This is a genomic window from Arthrobacter alkaliphilus, from assembly GCF_021483235.1.
GTDB lineage: Bacteria > Actinomycetota > Actinomycetes > Actinomycetales > Micrococcaceae > Arthrobacter > Arthrobacter alkaliphilus.
Window position 1 is genome coordinate 15,510 of record NZ_JAKEEC010000025.1, and the last position, 18,403, is coordinate 33,912.

Below are 18,403 nucleotides of genomic sequence, written 5' to 3' on the forward strand. Positions count from 1 at the left end.
TCATCAGACGAGAATGTCCAGGCTGCTGGTAATGCTTCGGGGAAGGACGACGGCGGTCCGCGGCAGGCGGACGGCCTCGCCGTCGCCACCCTGTGGGAAGGCAGGGCTCTCGGCCGGGCGCCGGTCCCGCGCATCGGAACCGCGCTGGTCCGAGGCGCCTGCCCAGGCGTCGGGAGGCGCGTTGTGCTCGGACAGGTCGAGGCTGGCGCCAAAGCCGGATTCGCCGAGTCCGCGCCGCAGTTCCGGCAGGATGCTGCGAACGGCCTCCCGGCCGGCTTCTCCCGGGGCGAACAATTCAATCCGAACCGCGGCCCCTTCGATGTGCGCACGGACGGTCAGCGGCCCGAGGTCTTCGGGGGAAAGCTTCAAGGTCATCACGTGCGAGCCGGGCGCTGCCGAGGCAAGGGAGAACAGCGGTCCAGACACTTGGGGCAGCAGCTTCGGCGGCTCTGCATGGACCGCCGGCGTTGCCGTGCCTGGAGCGGCTGGCGAAGGAACGGCCTGGAGCGTCGGGGCCGATGGGACCACCGCCGGAGCCCCCGCCTGAATCGCGGCGGGAAGCCCGGGTGCGGCGGCGGCCTCCTTGTCCTGCCCGAGGACCTTTGGCGAGTCCTGCTGCGGGGCCTGCTGCGTCGCGGATTCTCCGACAAGAGGTACGACGGCGGTGCCCGGCTCGCCCGGCTGGGCTGCGGTCGCGGTGGTGCCTGGTTTGGTGGTGCCTGATTTGGTGGTGTCTGGTTCGAGGACGGCGGGCAGCGGCTGTGTGGGCGGGCTGCCGGGACGCAGTGGGTCGGCAGCTACCGGAGAGGGCTGGACTGGGCTTTGGCCTGCGCTGTGAGCCGATGGCGCTGCCGGCACGTTGCTTGCAGCCGAGCGCACTGCGTTCGAAGGTGCAGCGCCTACTGCCGTTCCGGCCGGCGCCACTTGGGTGCTGTCCGCGTGCGTCCCGACGACAAGACCCGGGGCTGCCGGGGTGGTGTCGGTAACTGTCTTGGCCGGCGCCGTACCTGGAACGACGCCGTCTTTGGCCGGCGCACCAACAACCGCGCCAGTCGCCTGCAAGGCAGCGGTTCCTGGCACGGCTGCTGCCGCCAGGCCACCGGCCGCAGGCGCCACGACCGCCGCGATCCCGCTGGCCGCAGCCGCAGGCGCCGCAACACCCGCCATGCCCGAAATCAGCCCGGCCGCGGGCGCAACACCCACCGCGGCGGCCGGATCGATACAACCTGCCACATCAACCACGGCCTTGGCGACCTTCGAGGCTTCCGGCTTCGCGGCTCGGGCGACCGTCCCGGGACGGTCGCCGGCAGGCTTGTCCTGAGTGCCGCCGTCGGGCGCTTGGTGTGCTGACTCGTGGAGGGCCTTCGAGCCGGAGGCGAGCATGCCGCTCATCACGGCCTCGAAGCCCGCGGCACCAAGGGCACCGGGCTGCTGCACGGACGAAGGGCCGGTGACAGCCGGACGCGGAGAGGCCGCACGTGCCGGGGGCAACTGCATCACGAGCCTCCCGCGGGGACAATGCGGCGTATCGCGGTCAGATTGGACTGCTGTTCCCATGCATCGCGGATCTGGATGGTCTTGCCGGGCACGGGCGCGTCGATCGCTTTGCCGTTGCCGAGGTAGATGGAGATATGTTCGCCGCCGAAACTGACCAGCAGGTCGCCGGGCTTGGCTTGGGCCAAGGACGCCACGGGGGTTCCTTGCCGCATCTGGTCGCTGACGACGCGCGGCAGGTCGACGCCAAGGTCTTTGAACACGCGCTGCACGAAGCCGGAGCAATCCATACCCACTGCCGGGTTCGTGCCGCCCCAAACATAGGGCACACCCACGTATTTCTTGGCGTCGGCCACCACGGCATCCCCGGTCACACCGCCGGCAGCCTTGGGTGTGGCGGCACCCGAAATCGCGCCCAGGCTACTGCCGAGGCCCGCGATACCGAGGCCCGAGGCACCGAGGCCCGAAGCGCCGGCGATGGCGGTGCTGCCGCCGAGCCCGTCGGAAAAAGCGGCTTGTCCCGCCTCCGGCGTTGTCGAGCCCCCGACGGCCGTGCTCAACGCTTGCGCGAAGGACGCCGCATCGGTCGAAGAGGCGGCGCCGGCGGAAGGGTTTGCTGTGCCGGAGGCCGCGGCAGACGCCTGTGGGCGGATGCCTTGGGTGAGTTGCTGCAGCATCGATTCGATGCTCTGGATGCGCCCGATGGCCTCGGTCATGCTCATGAGGTGGCCTTCCGATGCCAGGCGGACGAAGCGATCTCATCCAGCAAGCCTTGTTCCGAGCGCAGCACGGAGGCCTCGAAAGCCGCCCCGTGGCGCGCTTCGAGCTTCTCGAGCCCTACTGCGCGGCGCTTGGCTTCGGTGTATTCCGCTCGGGCCTGGGCGGCTTCAGCCTCGGCACTGGCGGCCAGGGCGTCCAGTTCGGCCAGCATGCTTTGCGAGGAAGCCCGCGCGGCGGCGATGGCCAGGAGAGACGCTGAGCTTCCGGCGTCTCCGGCGGACTCGGCGAGTTCCTCCCGGGCCGTCGCCCGTCGCGAGCGCAAGGACGCGGTCCGGGAGTTGGCGCGGGCCAGCTCGTTGGCGGCGGCGTCCTGCTGTGTCTGGCGCAGGCGCAACAGCCCGGCCAGGGAGAATTGACGGTTCACGCGGCTCCTTCGAGGCTCGCCGAGAGGCGGAAGAGTTCCGGCCAGGACTCGTTGTAGGGAGTGGATTCATCCATGCGTTGCTGGAGAAACCCGTTGATGGCGGCTTCGTGGTCCAGTGCCGCGTCAACCAGCGGGTTGCTGCCGCGGTGGTAGGCGCCGACGTCGATCAAGTCCTGGGCGCTGCGCCGCGCCGCGAGGACCTTGCGCAGGGAGGCGGCGAGCGCCGTGCGATCGGCGGAGTTGACTTTGGAGGCCACACGGGACACAGAGCCAAGGACGTCCACCGAGGGAAAGTGCCCCGTGACGGCGAGCTTCCTGTCCAGGACCACGTGCCCGTCCAGGATGGAGCGGGCGGCGTCGGCGATTGGTTCGTTGTGGTCGTCGCCGTCCACCAGCACCGTGTAGATACCCGTCACTGATCCGGTTTCGGCGGTGCCTGCACGTTCCAGGAGCCGGGCCAGCACGGAGAAGGTCGACGGCGGGTAGCCGCGGGTGGCCGGCGGTTCCCCGGCGGAAAGGCCGATTTCGCGCTGGGCCATGGCCACGCGGGTCAGCGAATCCATCATGAGGACCACGTCTTGGCCGGCTTCGCGGAACGATTCGGCAATCCGGGTGGCCGTGACGGCGGCGCGCAGGCGCATGAGGGCAGGCTCGTCGGACGTGGCGACCACCACCACGGATCGTGCCAGGCCTTCGGGGCCGAGGTCGTCTTCCAGGAACTCGCGCACTTCGCGTCCGCGCTCCCCTACCAGGGCAATCACGGACACTTCGGCGTCCGTGCCGCGCGCGACCATGGACAACAGCGAGGACTTTCCGACGCCCGAGCCCGCGAAGAGTCCCATGCGCTGGCCGCGGCCGAGCGTCGCCATGGTGTCCAGGACGCGGACGCCGGTCTGCAGCGGAGTGTCCACCCGGGCGCGGTGCATTGCCGACGGTGCCTCGTTGTCCAGTGGAACCATGGGGCCGGCGGGCAAGGGGCCTTTGCCGTCGATAGGACGTCCAAGCCCGTCCAGTACCCGTCCGAAGAGGCCCCTGCCGGTAGGGACCAGGACCGGAACGCCCTTGGAACGTGCCGGGTCTCCGGCGGCCACACCGGTCAATCGTCCCAGCGGCATGCATCGCACGGCCCCGCTGACCGAGGCGACCACTTCGGCGTCGAGCCCTGGTGCCTGGCCGACGGTCACGAGGTCTCCCACCGCGCAGTCCAGCCCGGACACCTCCAGGCCAAGGCCGAGTACAGCCGTCACGGTCCCCACGCGCTGCGGTGCCGCGGCGGCGAGGGCCGCGCGGAAGCGGGACGCGTGCGGCCGGTAGCTGGTGCTGCTCATGCGTCGTTCCCCAGCAAGGCTGCCTTGGCCCTGTCCAGTGCGGCGCCGAGCCGCGCGTCGATCCAACCCTGCGGATATTCCGCTACTGCATCGCCGGGGTTCAGGGTGGGATCGGCCTTGAGTTCGACGCCGGCCATGCTCCCGGCGTCGACGGTGTCCAGGGCAGCCAAGTCCGCAGGGTGGAGGCGGACCGTGGTCACCGTTTGCACGTCTGTTACCGTTGCGAGGGCCCGGGCCACCGCGGCGCGGGCGGAGTTCCGGCCGTCCTTGAGTTCGTAACCCAGGATGGCTTCGGCGAGCTCGATCGCACTGGCCGCCAACACGTCCTGCGCTTCTTCCAACACGTTGCTGCGGTGTTGCCGGGACGCGGCGGCGGCTTCTTCGAGCACGCGGACACTCCGCGCCACGGCCAGGCGCCCGGCGTCGAGCATTGCGCGGTGTTCGACGTCGAGTTGTTCGCGAAGGCGGCGCTGTTCCGCGGCGGCAGCCCGGATCCCGTCCGCGTAACCCGCCGCGTGCCCTTGCGTGTATCCCCGGTCCTCCCTGCGCGACCTCTCAGCCGGCTGGATGTCCGGGAAAACCACCCTCTGGAATTCAGCCTCAGTAGACATAGTCGTCTTCTTCGCCGCGCCTGACGACGATGGCGCCTTCGGCTTCCAGCTGACGGATGGAACGGACAATCTCAGCCCGGGCCTCTTCAACTTGGGAAGCGCGCACGGGCCCGGCGGAAGCCATTTCGGCTTCCAGGATTTCAAGGTTGCGGCCGGACACGTTGGTACGCACAGCCTCAAGCACCACGGCGGGGGCGCCCTTCATGGCGACGGCGAGCACTTCGGCGTTGACGCCGCGAAGGATCTGCTGGATGTCGCGGCGTTCCAGTTTCACGATGTCAACGAAGGTCAGCATCCGGGCACGCACTTCCGTGGCGAGGTCCGGGTCGAGGGTTTCCAGGCCTTCCAGCACGGACCGTTCGGTGTTGATATCGGAACGGTTGATGATGTCGACAAGCGGCTGGATGCCCCCGACAATCTCGCTCGATTTCCTTTGCGACATGACGGCTCCGGCACGGACCTTGAGGGTCTCGGCCACGATGCCCACGGCCTCCGGCGAAGCCAAGCCCATGGTGGCGATGCATCGGGCCACCTCGCTCCGTTGCACGTCGCCCAGGCCGGCCATGACCGCGGAAGCCTTGCCCGGCCGCAAGTGCGCCAAGATCAGGGCGATGGTCTGCGGCATCTCGCCGTCGATCAATGCCAGGAGCTGGCCGGAATCCATCATTTCCAGGAATTCGAAGGACTTCCCCGCCATGGTGGACGCGAGGCGGTCCATGAACCCCGCCGCTTTATCCGCGCCGAAGGACGCTTCCAGGAGCCCGACGGCGAATTCCTGGCCGCCGCGCGCGGTGCGCCGGCCGCTGATCGCAAGGTCGTGGAATTCCGTGATGACCTGGTCCGCCACGGATGAGGAGACACGGCGCAAGCGCACGATCTCGGCCGCGATGTCCTCGGCCTCGGACTCGGAGAACTGGGTCATCACGGAGGCCGCGCTTGCAGGGCTCATCTGCATCAGCACCACGGCTACCTTCTGGGCGCCGGTCAAACCGGCGACGTCCAACTCCCCCGCCCTCACACGGACTGCCTTTCATCCATGAGCCCGCGCAGGTAGTCGGCGGTCCGGGCCGGGTTCTCGGCAACCATGGCTTCAATCTGGGCGCGCTTCCGTTCGCCGTCGAGGGCCTCTGCACCCGGCATCGGCAACGCCGGAACGGGTTGCACGGGCGGCAGTTCGATCGCCGAAGTGGCTGGCGGGCCTTCGAGGACCGGCGTGGGGACGGCTTGGGGCAGCATCTCGTAGTCAAGGCGTTCGCCCAGGTCAACCGGTTCGCGGAGTTGCCGGCGCCGCAGGAGGATCAGCACCAGCACAATCAACGCCACAACCGCCAGCAGGATGCTGCCCGCCAGGATGAGTGTGTTCATCAAATCCGATTGCTGCTTGGCATCGGCTTGGGCCTTGGCAGCGCCGAGCGCCTGGGCCGCCGCGTCCGCAGCAGACGTATTGAAGGGCAGCACTTCAACCGTCACCACGTCGCCGCGTGCCGGATCGACGCCGGCCGCGGAAGTCACGAGTGCCCGGACCGAGTTGACGTTGAGTCCGGATGCTGCGGACTGGTTGATTGCTACAGAGATGGTCTGGCGCTTTACGGCGCCTTGCGGAATGGTGCGGTCTTCCGTGACCTTGTTGACGGCGTTGTTCTTGGTGGTGTCGCTGGAGTCGAACGTTCCGTTGCCATTGGTGCCGCCCGGCACGGCAATGTTGTCCGGTCCAAGGACGCCGGAGGCGCCCCCGCCGGTTCCGGTGTACTTCTCGGTCTTTGTGGTCTCGCTCAGCGGTGCGGCGTCCTTGGCCGTGGAGAATGTCTCGCTGCGCTGCTGCGCGGACTCAGCGGTCACGTCGGCCGCGACGGCGACTGTCGCGTTGCCCGGGCCGACGACTTTGTCCAGAACGGCCTTCACCGAATCGGAGGTGCGCTGCTGGTAATCGGCGGCTTGCTTGGAGGAGGAGCCCGTCGCTGCGCCTCCCGCTGTGGAGAGGACGTTGCCCTGGGAATCCACCACGGTCACGTTGCTTGGCTTCAGGTTTTCGATCGCGGCTGAGGTCAAATGCACGATCGCCTGGACCTTGTCGGCGGACAAAGTGACGCCCGGCTGTGTTTCGACGAACACGGATGCCGTAGCGTCCGGGGCCTTGTCGACAAACACTGTTTTGGCCGGAATGGCCAACTGCACGGCGGCTGTCTTAACCCCGGCCATGGCCTGGATTGTGGTGGCGAGTTCACCTTCGAGTGCACGCTTGTACGTCACCGACTGCTGGAATTCGGACGAGGTCACTCCGAGCTTGTCCAACAGCGAATATCCCGTGGCAGCAGCGGCAGGAAGTCCCGCCGCTGCTGCTTTCAGCCGTTCGTCGTTGACCTTGTCAGCGGGAACCATGATGGTGGACCCGCCATTGCTGAGCTCGTAGGGAACATTGTCTTTGCGAAGCTGCTCCACGATCCCGTTGGCGTCCGTGTCCTTCAGCCCGGAGAACAGCGGCGAGTAGGACGGCTTGCCCAACCATGCGGACAGGGCCACTGCGCCGAGCACCAGAAGCGCGACGCCGATAATGGCGATGGTGCGCTGCCCCGCGGTGAAACCCTTGAATCCATCGCCCATCCTGCGGAAGAAGGCGGCAATCTGTGGAGGCATCAGGCCTGCATCCTCATGATCTCGTTGAACGCGTCAACGCCTTTGTTCCGTACCGTGGAGACAAGCTCCATGGTGATCTGGGCGCGCGTAGCAGCGATCGTTGCTTTGTGGATGTCGTCAAGGCTGCCCGTCACCGCGGACACGGCCAACTGGTTCGACGTCGCTTGCAGGGACTGCAGGTTGTCCACGGCACCGGTGAGCGCCGTCGCAAAGCCATTGCCGTCCGAGGTACCCATGGCTCCGGCTACGTTGCCGGTGCTGCCTACATAGCCGGTACCCGTGACACCCTGCACGGACCGCGCTCCGCCTTGAATTGCGCCGATCGGCTCCAAAGCCATCAGGATTTTCCTATCTCGAGCGCTGCTTGGTAAGTCTCGCGGGCGCGGTCCACCACTTGGGCGTTGGCCTGGTAGCCGCGTTGGGCCACGATCAGGGCACCCATCTGCTCGGCGAGGTCGATATCCGGGTAGCGGACATAGCCTTGGGCATCGGCAAGCGGATGGTCCGGCTGGTAAACGAGCCTTCCGGTCGCACTGCCTTGCGGGGTGCTCTTGACGTACACGCCTGTTCCGTTGCTTCCCTCGGCCGCTTCGATGTAGCGGGCCTGGAACGCGTTACCGCTGGTGCGCGTGGCGGTATTCATGTTCGCCAGGTTGTCCGAGACGGCATCGAGCCATTTGCGGTGGACAGTCAGCGCGGTGCCCGCGATCCCGATCGCGTCGAAGGTCATTAGCTGGTCCTCATGGCCGTGCGGAGGGCCGTGAATTGCTCGCCAATCGCCCGGGAGGCGAACTGGTACCGCAGCACGGTGTCCACGTTCGAAAGGGTTTCGGTGTCCAGGTTCACGTTGTTGCCGTTGAGCTGGGTGGGTTCCTGGGAGGTGGTCACGGAAGCCGCGGCCTGCCCGTCTCCGGCGCTCACCGAGGCCGCCAGTGCGTCTTCGAACTGGACCCTTTTGGCGTGGTAGTTCGGCGTGTTGATGTTGGCGATGTTGTTGGCGATGGTGCGCTGGCGCAGTGAGAGCGCGTCCAGGGCGCTGCCAAGCGCAACAGAAGTCACTGACTCGAACACGACGGCCTGCCTTCGCGAATAGTATGAAGAGGCCGATCCGTGGCCGTGCATCGAGCAATCCCTGCTCAACTTCCACTATCGGCAAGCACGGTGCGTTCGTTAGCCGGATAAGGGATTGATTTCGGGGCTTTCTCTTCAGCCCTGCACGTCGAGGAACAGCGGGCGCACTGAACCTTGGCCGTCCGGGACGGTGCTCAGGGCGTCCAAATGGGCGCGTGCGCCGTTGCGGGCCTTTTCGAGCATGGCCATGGACTCCAGCTGTGCGTCCAAGATCCGGTGTGCTCTGTCCGCAAGTTCCTCCGGAAGCGGCCCGGCCTCTGCAGGCGGACTCCATGGCTCCGGCTCGCCGCCGGAGACTGCCATGGCGATGTTGAGTTCCAAGCGGTCCAGAATACCGGACCATTCCTGAACGTGATCAGCCGACACCGAGCGTGCCATTCGGCCGCGCCGTCCCGGATACGGTGGCTTGGACGGGCAACTGCGAGGCGGCGTCGTGCCAGCCCTGCCGGAGCGGTTCCAGGAGCACAATGCACTCCTTGGTCCGGTTGACGTCGCGGTAGATGTTCGCCCCGACCATGGCTTCCATGGCGTACTGATAGATGCTCAGCAGCCCCGACGCCCCGTCCCACGCATCGGTCTTCAGGGTGGAGGACAATTCGGTGACGATCGCTTGGGCATGGAGCAAGTTTTCGCTCGCAACGCCCCAGTTGGCGTTCTCCTGGGCAAATTGGGCACGGTTCAGGTCCAGGAGAAGCCGGTCATAAAGCATCGTGAGGAGCCTGGCAGGCGGGGCGGACAGGACGGCGTCGTCGTTGTACCGGGATAGCTGGCTGGCGCGCAGGGCCGTGGAGGTCATGCTTTACGCTCCTGAAGACTTGGGAAGGCCGGCAATCTGGCCGGTGAGCCATGTTTGCTGGGCGTTGAGTTGGCCAAGGGCGGTTTCCATGGCATTGAACGTGCTTTGCAGGGTCTGCCGCCTGGTGGCCAAGCGCTGGTCCCAGTCGGAGATCTGGCTGCCCAGGTCGGCAACTTCGGATTGTTGCCCCTTGATCAGGGCGGTTACCGAACCGCTGAACGGATCCGTAGCGCTGGTTGCCGCGTCGGATACGCGGGAGGCAATGGTCTGGAGTGCCGCCTGAGTCCCGGACGGATCCGAAGCCAAGGCTGATTGGAGCTTGGCCGCGTCAAAGGTGAAGTTTCCATCCCTTGTGACGTTGATTCCGTATTCGGCGGGAGACTTCCCGTTCACCGGCATCGACATCGCGGAAAAGACTTGGTCGTTGACTGCGCGGACACCGCTGTTGCCAACGAAGATGCCGCCTTTGGCCGCGGTGGCGCCGCTGGCGGTGGTCGTCTGGGTTACCGCACTGTAAATGGACACGAAACCGAGAACGTCATTGACCGCGTTCACCAAGTCCCCGGCCTTTTTAGTGATCCCCGCGGAGTCGCTGGCAACGTTCACCGTCACCGGCCCGGAAGTGACGGCGGAGGCCGTGACCGATACGCCGGGAAGCAAATCGGTGAAGGTGTTGGTTCCGGACGTGATTGTCTGCGCCGCCGGGGTGCCCGCATACAGCGTCGCCTTGGCATCCTGGGCGGTCTTGACGACGGCGGCGGCGGGGTCGGCCATCAGGTCGGTCGCGGTGCCCGCGCTCACCTGCGCCGCCGTGCCCTGGTAGACGCGGAATGCTCCAGCGGCGCCTGAAGTGGACGCGGTCAGTTGAAGGCGATAGGTTCCGTTGCCTGCCGGGACCTTCACGGCCCGGGCCGGGCCGGATGCCGCGTTGATCGCCGTCACGACGTCGTCAAGGGAGGTGGATGCCGGGATGACCTCGGTCTGTTTTCCCGTGGAGTCGACGAGCGTCAGGTGTGCGGGTGCACCCGTCCCGTCGGTTGGCCAGCTGCTCATGGCGGCGGTGACGTCCACTTGGCTCTGGGCCAGCTGGGTGACGGTGACATCGATAGAACCCGCGGACGCGGAGGTGCTCGCCGTCGCGCTGAGTGACGTGGAGCTCGTGGTGGCGGTAAACAGGTTCATGGCGTTCACGGCTGAGTCGCCGCTCGCGAGATCCTTCAGCGATGACAATTTCGAGTTGAGCGACTGGAGGGTCGAAATCATCGTCTGGTCCGCTGCAAGCTTTGTCTGCAGTTGTGTCCGCGGCTGCGCTTCCACCGCCATGAGCGAATCGATAATGGAGGTGGTGTTCAAGCCGCTGGCGAGGCCGTCGATCGAGCTTCCCACGTCTGGTCCTTCCGGATGTATTGGTCTTGTCGGTGGAGTCCGGACGCGAATGGCGGCCAGGGGTGTGTTCCCGTCCTGGCCGCCATTCGCTGGTTACCGGTCAGCTACCGGAAGGTCCTAGCGCAGGAGCGAGAGGACGCCCTGGCCCGACTGGTTGGCCTGCGCCAGCATTGCCGTGCCGGCCTGGGACATGATGTTGGCCTTGGTGTACTTGACCATTTCCGAAGCCATGTCCGTGTCCGTGATGCGGGACTCGGCTGCCTGCAGGTTTTCGCCGGAGACCTGGAGGGTCTTCGTGGCGTGCTCCAGGCGGTTCTGGGTTGCACCCAGATCGGCGCGCTGAGCCGAAACAGCCGCGATGGCTGCGTCCACCGTGCCGATGGTGGTCTGGGCGTTGGCCGTGGTATCCACCTTGAATCCACCTGCACCCGTGGAGCCGGAGAGGCCGGTAGCGCCGGTTCCGACGGCGGTTGCAACGTCGCCCAGGTTGATGGCGATCTTGTCGTTGGCGCTGCCGCCGGTGCCGACCTGGATGTTCAAGGACGCGCCGCTGTTACCCGCCGCGCCCTTGAGGACGTCGATGCCGTTGAACTGGGTGGACTGCGTGAGGCGGTCCAGTTCCTTGCCGAGTGCGTCGCCTTCGCTCTTGATCGCGGTACGGGAAGCCGTGTTGTTGGTGTCGTTGGCACCCTGGACGGCGAGGTCGCGCATGCGCTGCAGGATCGAGTGGACTTCGGTCAGTGCACCTTCAGTGGTCTGGATGACCGAGATGCCGTCCTGGGCGTTGCGGGCAGCCACTGCCGAACCGCTGACCTGGGACTTGAGGCCTTCCGAGATGGCCAGGCCCGCAGCGTCGTCAGCTGCACGGTTGATGCGCAGGCCGCTGGAGAGCTTCTCCATCGACTTGGACACCTCGTTCTGCGTGCGGTTGAGGTTGCCGTAGGCGTTGTTCGCCATGATGTTTGTGTTGATCGCCATGCCCATGATGTATTCCTCCGTGATTGGGTCTGCTGGTACTCCCAGGCCGTCCGTGGCCTGTTACTTCTGGCTATCGGAACGGCAGTCCCCTTGGTTAGCAAAACCCGGCAGGAAAATTTGCGACCGGTCCCAAAAACGCCCCCACGTCACTTGACTGGACAAAGCGAATAAATCATGCATAAACAACGCCTAACGCATGGGCAGCAGCAGCCGATAGTTATTTGCAACGCGGCGAATGCACAGGGGAAAGTGCTTTCCCGCGGGAACGCACCCGAAAAACCCACCCCGGAACTGGAGTTGACCCGACATGGCCATCCATGAACTGTCGGCCCTCCTGTGGCGAGAACGTGAGCTACTGGATTTGCTGACATTCAAGTTGGAGGAAGAGCAGCTCCTCCTCACGGCGGGCAAATCCCGTTGGTTGCCGCATGGCACCCGCGAAGTGGAACAGGTTCTGGGGCACCTGTCCAAGGCCGGCCTTGCAAGGGCGGTGGAAGTGGCCGCGGTGGCAGAGCAATGGGGTTTGCCTGCCGAGTCTTCACTGGGCGAATTGGCTTCGTCCGCCCCCGAAGAAGCGTGGGCCGACGTCCTGTCCTCGCACCTGAACGCAATGCAGCAGCAGACCGCCATCATCAAGGAGCTGCGCGATTCAAACGAGCAGTTCCTTCGCGCTGCCGTCCGCTCCACCCAGGAAACCATGGCGGATCTGAAGCCGGCGGCCGTAACGTACGACTCCCACGGGCGGACCGGTTCCCATAAGAAGGCAGCGGACTCGGCCCCGTCCCGCCTCTTCGACAAGCAATTCTGAAGGACACAGCAGTGAGCACATTCGGCGGACTCAATACGGCCTACCTGGGCCTCACCGCGGCGCAGCAGGGCATCAACGTTGCCGGACAGAACATCGCCAACGCCGGCACTGACGGGTACACCAGGCAGCGGATCGAGCAATCAGCCGTAAGCGCGCCTTCCCGATCGGGCCTCTTCGCAACGGGCGCGCAGGCCGGCCAAGGCGTATCGGTGGACGGAATCGCCCGCCTGGGTAACAGTTTCCTCGATGCCGGTGTGCGCTCGAGCGCAGCCCAGGCCGGCTACGCAGGCTATCGGTCCACACAACTCCAGCAACTCGAAGGTTCCTTGAACGAGCCCGGGCCCGCTGGAATATCGACGGCGCTGCAGGCCTTCTGGTCCTCGTGGCAGGGGGTCTCCAACCACCCGGGCGAAGCAGCCCCGGCCGGGATGCTGCTACAAGCCGGCACCACCCTTGCCGACACAGTGTCGGCGGGCTACAAGGCATTGGATTCACAGTGGACCCGGATCCGCGGAGAAGCCCAAAGTGCCGTTGCCACCCTGAACGATGCCGCAGCCCAGGTAGCCGGCTTCAACGCGACGATCCGATCGGTCACGGCATCGGGCGGCTCCGCCAACGAGATCATCGATGCCCGAAACAAGGTAAGCGAAACCATTGCTTCCTTGGCTGGCGGAACGGTCCGGGACAACGCCGACGGCACGGTGGATGTCTTCGTGGGCGGCAACGCGATCGTTTCCGGTACTTCGCATCGCAGCCTCACCTTGAGCGGCCAGGCGAGCATGGGCGCGGGCGGGTCACCGGTCCAGCTGGAATGGGCCGATCGCCCCGGGGTGGCGGTTCCCCTCGACGGCGGAAAGCTCGCCGGCGCTGTCTCCCTCCTTGCCCCCGCGGCGGCGGGAGGCACGGGAGGTGCCATCTCCGAGGCCGCCGCTTCCTATAACGCCTTCGCCACCAAGCTCATGAACGACGTCAATGCCGTTCATCGCACAGGCCACTCCGCCACCGGCGCCTCAAACCTCGATTTCTTCGCCACCACGCCCGGCGCCCCGGCGGCCCTGTCCCTCAGCGTCGTGCCGACGAGCGCCGCAGGAATCGCCACCGGCAGCCCCGGCTCGGGCGCCCTCGATGGCAAAATCGCGGATGCAGTCGCCCAGCTCGGCACCGGGCAGGCTTCCCCTGACGCGCTGTGGTCCGGAATCGTCACAGCGATTGGCATGGCCTCACAGTCGGCACAGCAGCACCAACAGCTCGCCGACGCGGCGAGCACGGCCGCCGTCGGGCAGCGTTCCTCCGGTGCGTCGGTCAGCCTCGACGAGGAGAACATCAGCCTCCTAAGCAACCAACACGCCTACCAGGCGGCTGCCCGCGCCATGACAGCCGTGGATGAAGCACTCGACGTCCTGATCAACCACACCGGATTGGTGGGAAGGTAAGCCATGCTCAACCGTGTCACGACCCAGACGATGTCCGCGGCCGCGCAACTGAACCTGCAGGCCGGGCAGGCCAAGCTCGCCGCGCTCCAGGACAAGGCCAGCAACCTCAAGAACATCACCAGGCCCTCGGACGATCCCGCAGCCACAGCGAACTTGCTCGCCACAAAGAGCCAGCTCAGCGCAGCAGGACAGTATTCCAGCAACATCAACGACGGCAACGGCTGGCTGACCACCGCCGATTCGGCCCTCGGCCAGGCCACCAATATCCTCAACCGGGTCCGCGACCTCACAGTCCAGGCCGCCAACGGTTCCCTGAACAGCAACGCCAAGGAGGCGATCGCCGTCGAAATCGAAGGCCTCAACAAGGACCTCCTGGCCCAAGCGAATACGCAGTACCTGGGCCGCAACGTCTTCGCCGGAAGTTCCGATTCCGCCGGCGCGTTCAGCAATGCCACGCCACCTGTTTTCAATGGAACGCCAGGCAGCACAGTGGAACGGCGGATTGACGCGACGCAGACCGTACGGGTCGACGCCGACGGCGGTGCTATCTTCGGTGACGGCGCCGGCTCGGTTTTCGCTTTGGTGAGCAACGTCGTCGCCGATATCCGCTCAGGCGCGGACGTCAGCGGCCGTTTGGCGGCGATCGGCGACAAGATCAAGTCCATCGTCAACGGACGGGCGGACGTCGGTGCCAGGCAAACCAAACTCATGCGCGCACAGGACTCCGTCGACGGACTGAAGGCCTCGTTGGACGCACAGCGTTCCGGAATTGAAGACGCAGACATCGGAAAGGCCGTCATGGACTTGAAGCTGCAGGAAACCAACTACCAGGTTGCCCTCGCGGTCACCGCCAAGACGCTCCAGCCCACGCTCATGGATTTCCTGAAATGAGCACGGCACAGGCCTCCCGGGAGTTGAGCTTCACTGCGCCCATGCCGGGGCTTGAAGCGTCCGACGGCTTCGCCCTGCGGGAAATCGACGGCGCCCCAGGGCTCTACGCCATGGAGTCGGCGAGCACGCGGATCCGGATGTTCCTGGCCGAGGCCGCGGTTTACGTTCCGGGGTACGCGCCCGCCATCCCAGGCTCTACGCTGGACGATCTCGGCCTGGACCGCGCCGAACTGGCAACCACCTTGGTGGTGGTCAACCCGAGCACGGAAAAGACCACAGTCAATCTCGCGGCCCCGATCGTGCTGAACCCGGAAACCGGTCGCTGCACACAGCTTCTCTTGGACAGCAGGGAATACCCCCTCCGGGCCGAGCTGGGCGCCTAAGCGGCACCCTCGCCCCTACCCGCCCGTCCGACGCCCGGTCACTTATGGGCCCCTCCCGCCGGACGCCCGGTCAGATGATGTGACCGGGCGTCGCCGCTTTTGGCGCGATACGTGACCGGGCGTCGCCGCTTTTGGCGTGATATGTGACCGGGCGTCCTTCCTGACCCGCCGCTCCCCCGACGCCCGGTCACCTTTAGGCCCCTCCCGCCAGACGCCCGGTCACCTTTGGGCCCTTTCCTCCCGACGCCCGGTCACCTTTGGGCCCCTCCCGCCCAACGCCCGGTCAGATGATCGACGCCGAAATCGAAATTGTTTCCCAAACCACTTGCGTCAGGCTTTCTTCGCATCCATACTAAATGAACGTCATTCATTTAGTGACTGCCGTCTCACCGGAGAACAGCCATCATGATCTGCACCACCCGCCCGGGCGCCCCACCCTCCGCCGCCCGCCATCAGCTTCGATGACTCCGCAGACGGCTTCCAGTCCATCACCCAGCAACAATCTTCGGCCCATCTAGAAAGAGCCAAGCACATGACTCAAGTAATCCGTCCAAGCGGTAGGACAACCATGGAGGTCCACGATCCCGCCGGCACCGAGCACGGCATAAGCGGCAAAGGACTCAAGACGGGGCAGCTGGGGCTCCTCGCCGTCGTCGTCCTGGGTATTTCCTCCGTGGCACCGGCGTACAGCCTGACCAGTTCACTAGGCCCGGCGGTCAACGCAGTAGGGCTTCAACTCCCGGCGATTTTCATCGTGGCCTTCATCCCGATGATCCTCGTGGCCTTCGCCTACCGGGAGCTCAACGCAGACTCGCCGGACAGCGGCACTACCTTCACATGGGCCACCAAGGCTTTCGGACCGTTCATCGGCTGGATGGGCGGCTGGGGCCTGCTGGCGGCGAACATCATCGTCCTTTCCAATCTGGCAGGCGTCGCGGTGGACTTCTTCTACCTTTTCCTCGCCCAGGTTTTCGGCAATCCTGACCTTGCCGACCTCACGTCCAACAAAGCCGTGAATATCGCCACCTGCCTGGCGTTCGTGGCGCTGGCTGTCTGGGTCAGCTACAGGGGCCTCCACGCCACCAAACTCGTGCAGTACGCCATGGTGGGATTCCAAGTGGTGGTCCTGGGCGTGTTCATCGTCATGGCCCTCACCCACGCTTCCTCCGGCGACACCCCGACGGCCATCGCCTTTAGTTGGGACTGGTTCGACCCCACGAAAATCAGCAGCTTTGAGCAGTTCGCGGCCGGCATGTCCCTGGCGGTCTTCGTCTACTGGGGCTGGGACGTTTGCCTGACGGTCAACGAAGAGACCAAGGGCGGCAAGGGCACGGCCGGCAAGGCGGGAACGACGACGGCGATCGCCGTGCTGGGACTCTACATCGCCGTGATCGTCGCCACCATGATGGTGGCGGGCGTTGGCGGAGACGGCATCGGGCTCAACAACCCGGACAACCAGTCGAATATCTTCGCCGCTTTGGCTTCCCCCGTGATGGGCCCCTTGGCGATCCTCATGTCTTTGGCCGTACTCGCAGGCACAGCGTCGTCCCTGCAGTCCACCATGGCCTCCCCCGCCCGAAGCCTGCTCGCCATGGGCCACTACGGTGCCCTTCCGCCGAAGTTCTCCACCGTGAGCAAGCGCTTCGGTTCGCCCGGATTCGCGACCATCATGGCCGGGGCTATCTCCGGCGGGTTTTACGCGATCATGAAGGTGGTCAGTGAGAACGTCCTCAACGACACCATCATGGCCCTGGGCTTGATGATCTGCTTCTACTACGGAATGACCGCTTTTGCCTGCGCCTGGTACTTCCGGCACACCGTGTTCAGCAGCGTCCGCAACTTCTTCATGCGGCTTCTCTTCCCGGTGATCGGCGGCGTGGTTCTGACCCTCGTCTTCATCCAGACGGCGGCCGACAGCTGGTCTCCGGACTTCGGCAGCGGTTCCGAGATTTTCGGCGTCGGCCTCGTGTTCATCATTGGCGTGGGCATCCTGGTCCTCGGAGCAGTGGTCATGGTGATCATGGCCCGCGTCCGGCCCGGCTTCTTCCGAGGCGAAACCCTTCGCCAGGACACACCGGCCCTGGTGGTTCCCGAGTAACCCCAAGTACGGCAGAAGCCCTGTTCCGGATTAACCGGGGCAGGGCTTCTGTTGTTGGCGCATCACCACGTGTGCGCGACGTCGACCACCAGGCGCGATCCCGATCCCGATCCCGGCCCAGCCAGCTTGAAAACCCTGAACGGCAGCCGGGCGCGAACTCCCAGACCGAGGCTCGTGTAGCCCTCGAAGCTGCCCGCGAAGGCCACCTGCCGGAAGGTTTTGTAGTCCGAGACGTTCGCGAGTTCGCTCTTGTCGGCCGGCTTATAGGTGGAATTGCCGGATGAATCGTACGCCGGGGCGTTGATGGTGATCTGCAAGAAGGCGTTTCCCCTCAAATCAACGGGCATTCCCGAGCCATCCTGGAGCACCTGCGGAACGTACCGGACAGAGTAGCCTGCCATCGTCCCGTTCACGTCGACCACCAGCCGGTCGAAACAGGCCTGCTCGCCGGTCCTGACGTTGACGACCTGCGCTTGGGTCAATCCCGGGCTCGACCTCGCCAGCGAACCCCAGGCGATGCCGCAATATGGCGCCCCCGACGCCGCCCCGGGAACCACAAGCCCGAGCCCGGCTGCGACTAGAAAGGCAAACAACCACACGTGGAATTTCCTCACTTGTGCCCACTCCCTTTGAGCGCTCGAGCGAATCAATAGCTCAAGCGTAGGAGCGTTTGAACCCATTCAGTGGTCCCGTGTCCGCTTCGGCGCAGAACCGTTAATGGAGTCCACCCAGGGTCACGGAGATGTCATTCCGCCGCCTCGTTTCCGCGGCTTTTTGGGGTTTGTGACCCGTTTCGCGCCTCGGTTCGTTATTTCAGATAACGACATTTCAGATAACGACGGCGGTGCCGCCTCCACCCGAAGGGCTCGCACCACCCGGGCACGCAAAACCCCGCCCGGCTCTCTTCAAGTCTGGCGGGGCACTGTGTGCGTGCGGGAAATTAGCCTTCGCAGTCGCGGCAGTACTTGAGGCCGTTCTTTTCCAGGGCGATCTGCGACCGGTGACGGACCAGGAAGCACGATGAACACGTAAATTCATCAGACTGCTCGGGGACAACAATGACGGTCAGTTCTTCGTTTGACAGGTCTGCGCCCGGAAGGTCGATGCCCTCGGCTGTGTCGTTCTCGTCGATGTCGATGACAGCAGTCTGGGCACCGGAGCCGCGGGACGCCTGAAGGGCCTCGAGCGACTCGGCGGGAGACTCTTCTTCGGTCTTGCGTGGGGCGTCGTAATCGGTAGCCATTGGTGGGGTTCACTTTCGTTGCTGCATACTGCCCTTTCAGGCATC

At 65.4% G+C, this 18,403-nt stretch carries 21 protein-coding genes; 5 read left to right on the forward strand and 16 right to left on the reverse strand.

The features are described from left to right. Window positions 1–3: 3 nt before the first annotated feature. The 14 genes from L0B83_RS15585 to L0B83_RS15650 all read right to left on the reverse strand — a co-directional run bounded on the left by L0B83_RS15585 (window position 4) and on the right by L0B83_RS15650 (window position 11,508). Entirely contained in the window at window positions 4–1,497 is a 1,494-nt protein-coding gene (locus tag L0B83_RS15585) for a flagellar hook-length control protein FliK (protein ID WP_234759469.1), read from the reverse strand. After that, on the reverse strand, window positions 1,497–2,216 hold the full coding sequence (locus tag L0B83_RS19915; RefSeq protein ID WP_308194005.1) for a C40 family peptidase: 720 nt from the start codon (window positions 2,214–2,216) through the stop codon (window positions 1,497–1,499). Before L0B83_RS19915 ends, L0B83_RS15585 begins: the two co-directional genes overlap by 1 nt. Next, complete coding sequence (locus L0B83_RS15595) at window positions 2,213–2,638, reverse strand: flagellar FliJ family protein (RefSeq protein WP_234759470.1); 426 nt, start codon at window positions 2,636–2,638, stop codon at window positions 2,213–2,215. The genes L0B83_RS19915 and L0B83_RS15595 overlap by 4 nt, the downstream gene beginning before the upstream one ends. Further along, window positions 2,635–3,966, reverse strand: coding sequence for a FliI/YscN family ATPase (locus L0B83_RS15600; protein WP_234759471.1), 1,332 nt, complete (start codon window positions 3,964–3,966; stop codon window positions 2,635–2,637). The genes L0B83_RS15595 and L0B83_RS15600 overlap by 4 nt, the downstream gene beginning before the upstream one ends. Continuing rightward, window positions 3,963–4,577 (reverse strand): FliH/SctL family protein, encoded by a 615-nt coding sequence (locus tag L0B83_RS15605; protein WP_234759472.1) that lies wholly within the window; start codon window positions 4,575–4,577, stop codon window positions 3,963–3,965. Before L0B83_RS15605 ends, L0B83_RS15600 begins: the two co-directional genes overlap by 4 nt. Beyond that, window positions 4,567–5,595: a flagellar motor switch protein FliG gene (gene fliG / locus L0B83_RS15610; protein WP_234759473.1), complete on the reverse strand. Its 1,029-nt coding sequence runs from the start codon at window positions 5,593–5,595 to the stop codon at window positions 4,567–4,569. The genes L0B83_RS15605 and fliG overlap by 11 nt, the downstream gene beginning before the upstream one ends. Then, entirely contained in the window at window positions 5,592–7,211 is a 1,620-nt protein-coding gene (gene fliF / locus L0B83_RS15615) for a flagellar basal-body MS-ring/collar protein FliF (RefSeq protein WP_234759474.1), read from the reverse strand. Before fliF ends, fliG begins: the two co-directional genes overlap by 4 nt. Beyond that, window positions 7,211–7,549: a flagellar hook-basal body complex protein FliE gene (fliE, locus tag L0B83_RS15620; RefSeq protein WP_234759475.1), complete on the reverse strand. Its 339-nt coding sequence runs from the start codon at window positions 7,547–7,549 to the stop codon at window positions 7,211–7,213. The genes fliF and fliE overlap by 1 nt, the downstream gene beginning before the upstream one ends. Beyond that, window positions 7,549–7,941: a flagellar basal body rod protein FlgC gene (locus L0B83_RS15625; RefSeq protein ID WP_234759476.1), complete on the reverse strand. Its 393-nt coding sequence runs from the start codon at window positions 7,939–7,941 to the stop codon at window positions 7,549–7,551. The genes fliE and L0B83_RS15625 overlap by 1 nt, the downstream gene beginning before the upstream one ends. Further along, the gene (locus L0B83_RS15630; RefSeq protein WP_234759477.1) at window positions 7,941–8,282 is read right to left on the reverse strand and encodes a flagellar basal body rod protein FlgB; all 342 of its coding nucleotides are present in this window, start codon (window positions 8,280–8,282) and stop codon (window positions 7,941–7,943) included. The genes L0B83_RS15625 and L0B83_RS15630 overlap by 1 nt, the downstream gene beginning before the upstream one ends. 135 nt (window positions 8,283–8,417) lie before the next feature. Next, entirely contained in the window at window positions 8,418–8,708 is a 291-nt protein-coding gene (locus tag L0B83_RS15635; RefSeq protein WP_234759478.1) for a hypothetical protein, read from the reverse strand. Then, the gene (gene fliS / locus L0B83_RS15640) at window positions 8,698–9,138 is read right to left on the reverse strand and encodes a flagellar export chaperone FliS (RefSeq protein ID WP_234759479.1); all 441 of its coding nucleotides are present in this window, start codon (window positions 9,136–9,138) and stop codon (window positions 8,698–8,700) included. The genes L0B83_RS15635 and fliS overlap by 11 nt, the downstream gene beginning before the upstream one ends. Before the next feature lie 3 nt (window positions 9,139–9,141). Continuing rightward, window positions 9,142–10,524, reverse strand: coding sequence for a flagellar filament capping protein FliD (fliD, locus tag L0B83_RS15645; protein WP_234759480.1), 1,383 nt, complete (start codon window positions 10,522–10,524; stop codon window positions 9,142–9,144). 117 nt (window positions 10,525–10,641) lie between these two features. Beyond that, entirely contained in the window at window positions 10,642–11,508 is an 867-nt protein-coding gene (locus L0B83_RS15650) for a flagellin N-terminal helical domain-containing protein (protein WP_308194006.1), read from the reverse strand. 301 nt (window positions 11,509–11,809) lie between these two features. Between L0B83_RS15650 and L0B83_RS15655 the strand changes: the two genes are divergently transcribed. The 5 genes from L0B83_RS15655 to L0B83_RS15675 all read left to right on the forward strand — a co-directional run bounded on the left by L0B83_RS15655 (window position 11,810) and on the right by L0B83_RS15675 (window position 17,115). Beyond that, the gene (locus L0B83_RS15655) at window positions 11,810–12,310 is read left to right on the forward strand and encodes a flagellar protein FlgN (protein WP_234759482.1); all 501 of its coding nucleotides are present in this window, start codon (window positions 11,810–11,812) and stop codon (window positions 12,308–12,310) included. An 11-nt stretch (window positions 12,311–12,321) separates the two neighbouring features. Continuing rightward, window positions 12,322–13,743 (forward strand): flagellar hook-associated protein FlgK, encoded by a 1,422-nt coding sequence (gene flgK / locus L0B83_RS15660; protein ID WP_234759483.1) that lies wholly within the window; start codon window positions 12,322–12,324, stop codon window positions 13,741–13,743. Between the two features lie 3 nt (window positions 13,744–13,746). Beyond that, window positions 13,747–14,634 carry a flagellar hook-associated protein FlgL gene (gene flgL, locus L0B83_RS15665; protein WP_234759484.1) on the forward strand — a complete coding sequence of 296 codons (888 nt, stop codon included), beginning with the start codon at window positions 13,747–13,749 and terminating at the stop codon, window positions 14,632–14,634. Then, complete coding sequence (locus L0B83_RS15670; protein ID WP_234759485.1) at window positions 14,631–15,017, forward strand: flagellar assembly protein FliW; 387 nt, start codon at window positions 14,631–14,633, stop codon at window positions 15,015–15,017. The genes flgL and L0B83_RS15670 overlap by 4 nt, the downstream gene beginning before the upstream one ends. A gap of 532 nt (window positions 15,018–15,549) precedes the next feature. After that, window positions 15,550–17,115 carry an APC family permease gene (locus L0B83_RS15675; RefSeq protein ID WP_234759486.1) on the forward strand — a complete coding sequence of 522 codons (1,566 nt, stop codon included), beginning with the start codon at window positions 15,550–15,552 and terminating at the stop codon, window positions 17,113–17,115. A 62-nt stretch (window positions 17,116–17,177) separates the two neighbouring features. Here the strand turns inward: L0B83_RS15675 and L0B83_RS15680 are convergent, their stop codons facing one another. Both L0B83_RS15680 and L0B83_RS15685 read right to left on the reverse strand, forming a co-directional pair. Next, the gene (locus L0B83_RS15680; RefSeq protein ID WP_234759487.1) at window positions 17,178–17,729 is read right to left on the reverse strand and encodes an AMIN-like domain-containing (lipo)protein; all 552 of its coding nucleotides are present in this window, start codon (window positions 17,727–17,729) and stop codon (window positions 17,178–17,180) included. A 326-nt stretch (window positions 17,730–18,055) separates the two neighbouring features. Continuing rightward, complete coding sequence (locus L0B83_RS15685; protein ID WP_234759488.1) at window positions 18,056–18,358, reverse strand: DUF4193 domain-containing protein; 303 nt, start codon at window positions 18,356–18,358, stop codon at window positions 18,056–18,058. Window positions 18,359–18,403: the final 45 nt, after the last annotated feature.

Excerpts from the sequence above, each read along its gene's own strand:
- L0B83_RS15585 (WP_234759469.1), bottom strand. The coding sequence starts at position 1,497 with ATGCAGTTGCCCCCGGCACGTGCGGCCTCTCCGCGTCCGGCTGTCACC.
- L0B83_RS19915 (WP_308194005.1), bottom strand. The coding sequence starts at position 2,216 with ATGAGCATGACCGAGGCCATCGGGCGCATCCAGAGCATCGAATCGATG.
- L0B83_RS15600 (WP_234759471.1), bottom strand. The coding sequence starts at position 3,966 with ATGAGCAGCACCAGCTACCGGCCGCACGCGTCCCGCTTCCGCGCGGCC.
- L0B83_RS15605 (WP_234759472.1), bottom strand. The coding sequence starts at position 4,577 with ATGTCTACTGAGGCTGAATTCCAGAGGGTGGTTTTCCCGGACATCCAG.
- fliF (WP_234759474.1), bottom strand. The coding sequence starts at position 7,211 with ATGCCTCCACAGATTGCCGCCTTCTTCCGCAGGATGGGCGATGGATTC.
- fliE (WP_234759475.1), bottom strand. The coding sequence starts at position 7,549 with ATGGCTTTGGAGCCGATCGGCGCAATTCAAGGCGGAGCGCGGTCCGTG.
- L0B83_RS15625 (WP_234759476.1), bottom strand. The coding sequence starts at position 7,941 with ATGACCTTCGACGCGATCGGGATCGCGGGCACCGCGCTGACTGTCCAC.
- fliS (WP_234759479.1), bottom strand. The coding sequence starts at position 9,138 with ATGACCTCCACGGCCCTGCGCGCCAGCCAGCTATCCCGGTACAACGAC.
- L0B83_RS15650 (WP_308194006.1), bottom strand. The coding sequence starts at position 11,508 with ATGGGCATGGCGATCAACACAAACATCATGGCGAACAACGCCTACGGC.
- L0B83_RS15655 (WP_234759482.1), top strand. The coding sequence starts at position 11,810 with ATGGCCATCCATGAACTGTCGGCCCTCCTGTGGCGAGAACGTGAGCTA.
- flgL (WP_234759484.1), top strand. The coding sequence starts at position 13,747 with ATGCTCAACCGTGTCACGACCCAGACGATGTCCGCGGCCGCGCAACTG.
- L0B83_RS15670 (WP_234759485.1), top strand. The coding sequence starts at position 14,631 with ATGAGCACGGCACAGGCCTCCCGGGAGTTGAGCTTCACTGCGCCCATG.
- L0B83_RS15675 (WP_234759486.1), top strand. The coding sequence starts at position 15,550 with ATGACTCAAGTAATCCGTCCAAGCGGTAGGACAACCATGGAGGTCCAC.
- L0B83_RS15685 (WP_234759488.1), bottom strand. The coding sequence starts at position 18,358 with ATGGCTACCGATTACGACGCCCCACGCAAGACCGAAGAAGAGTCTCCC.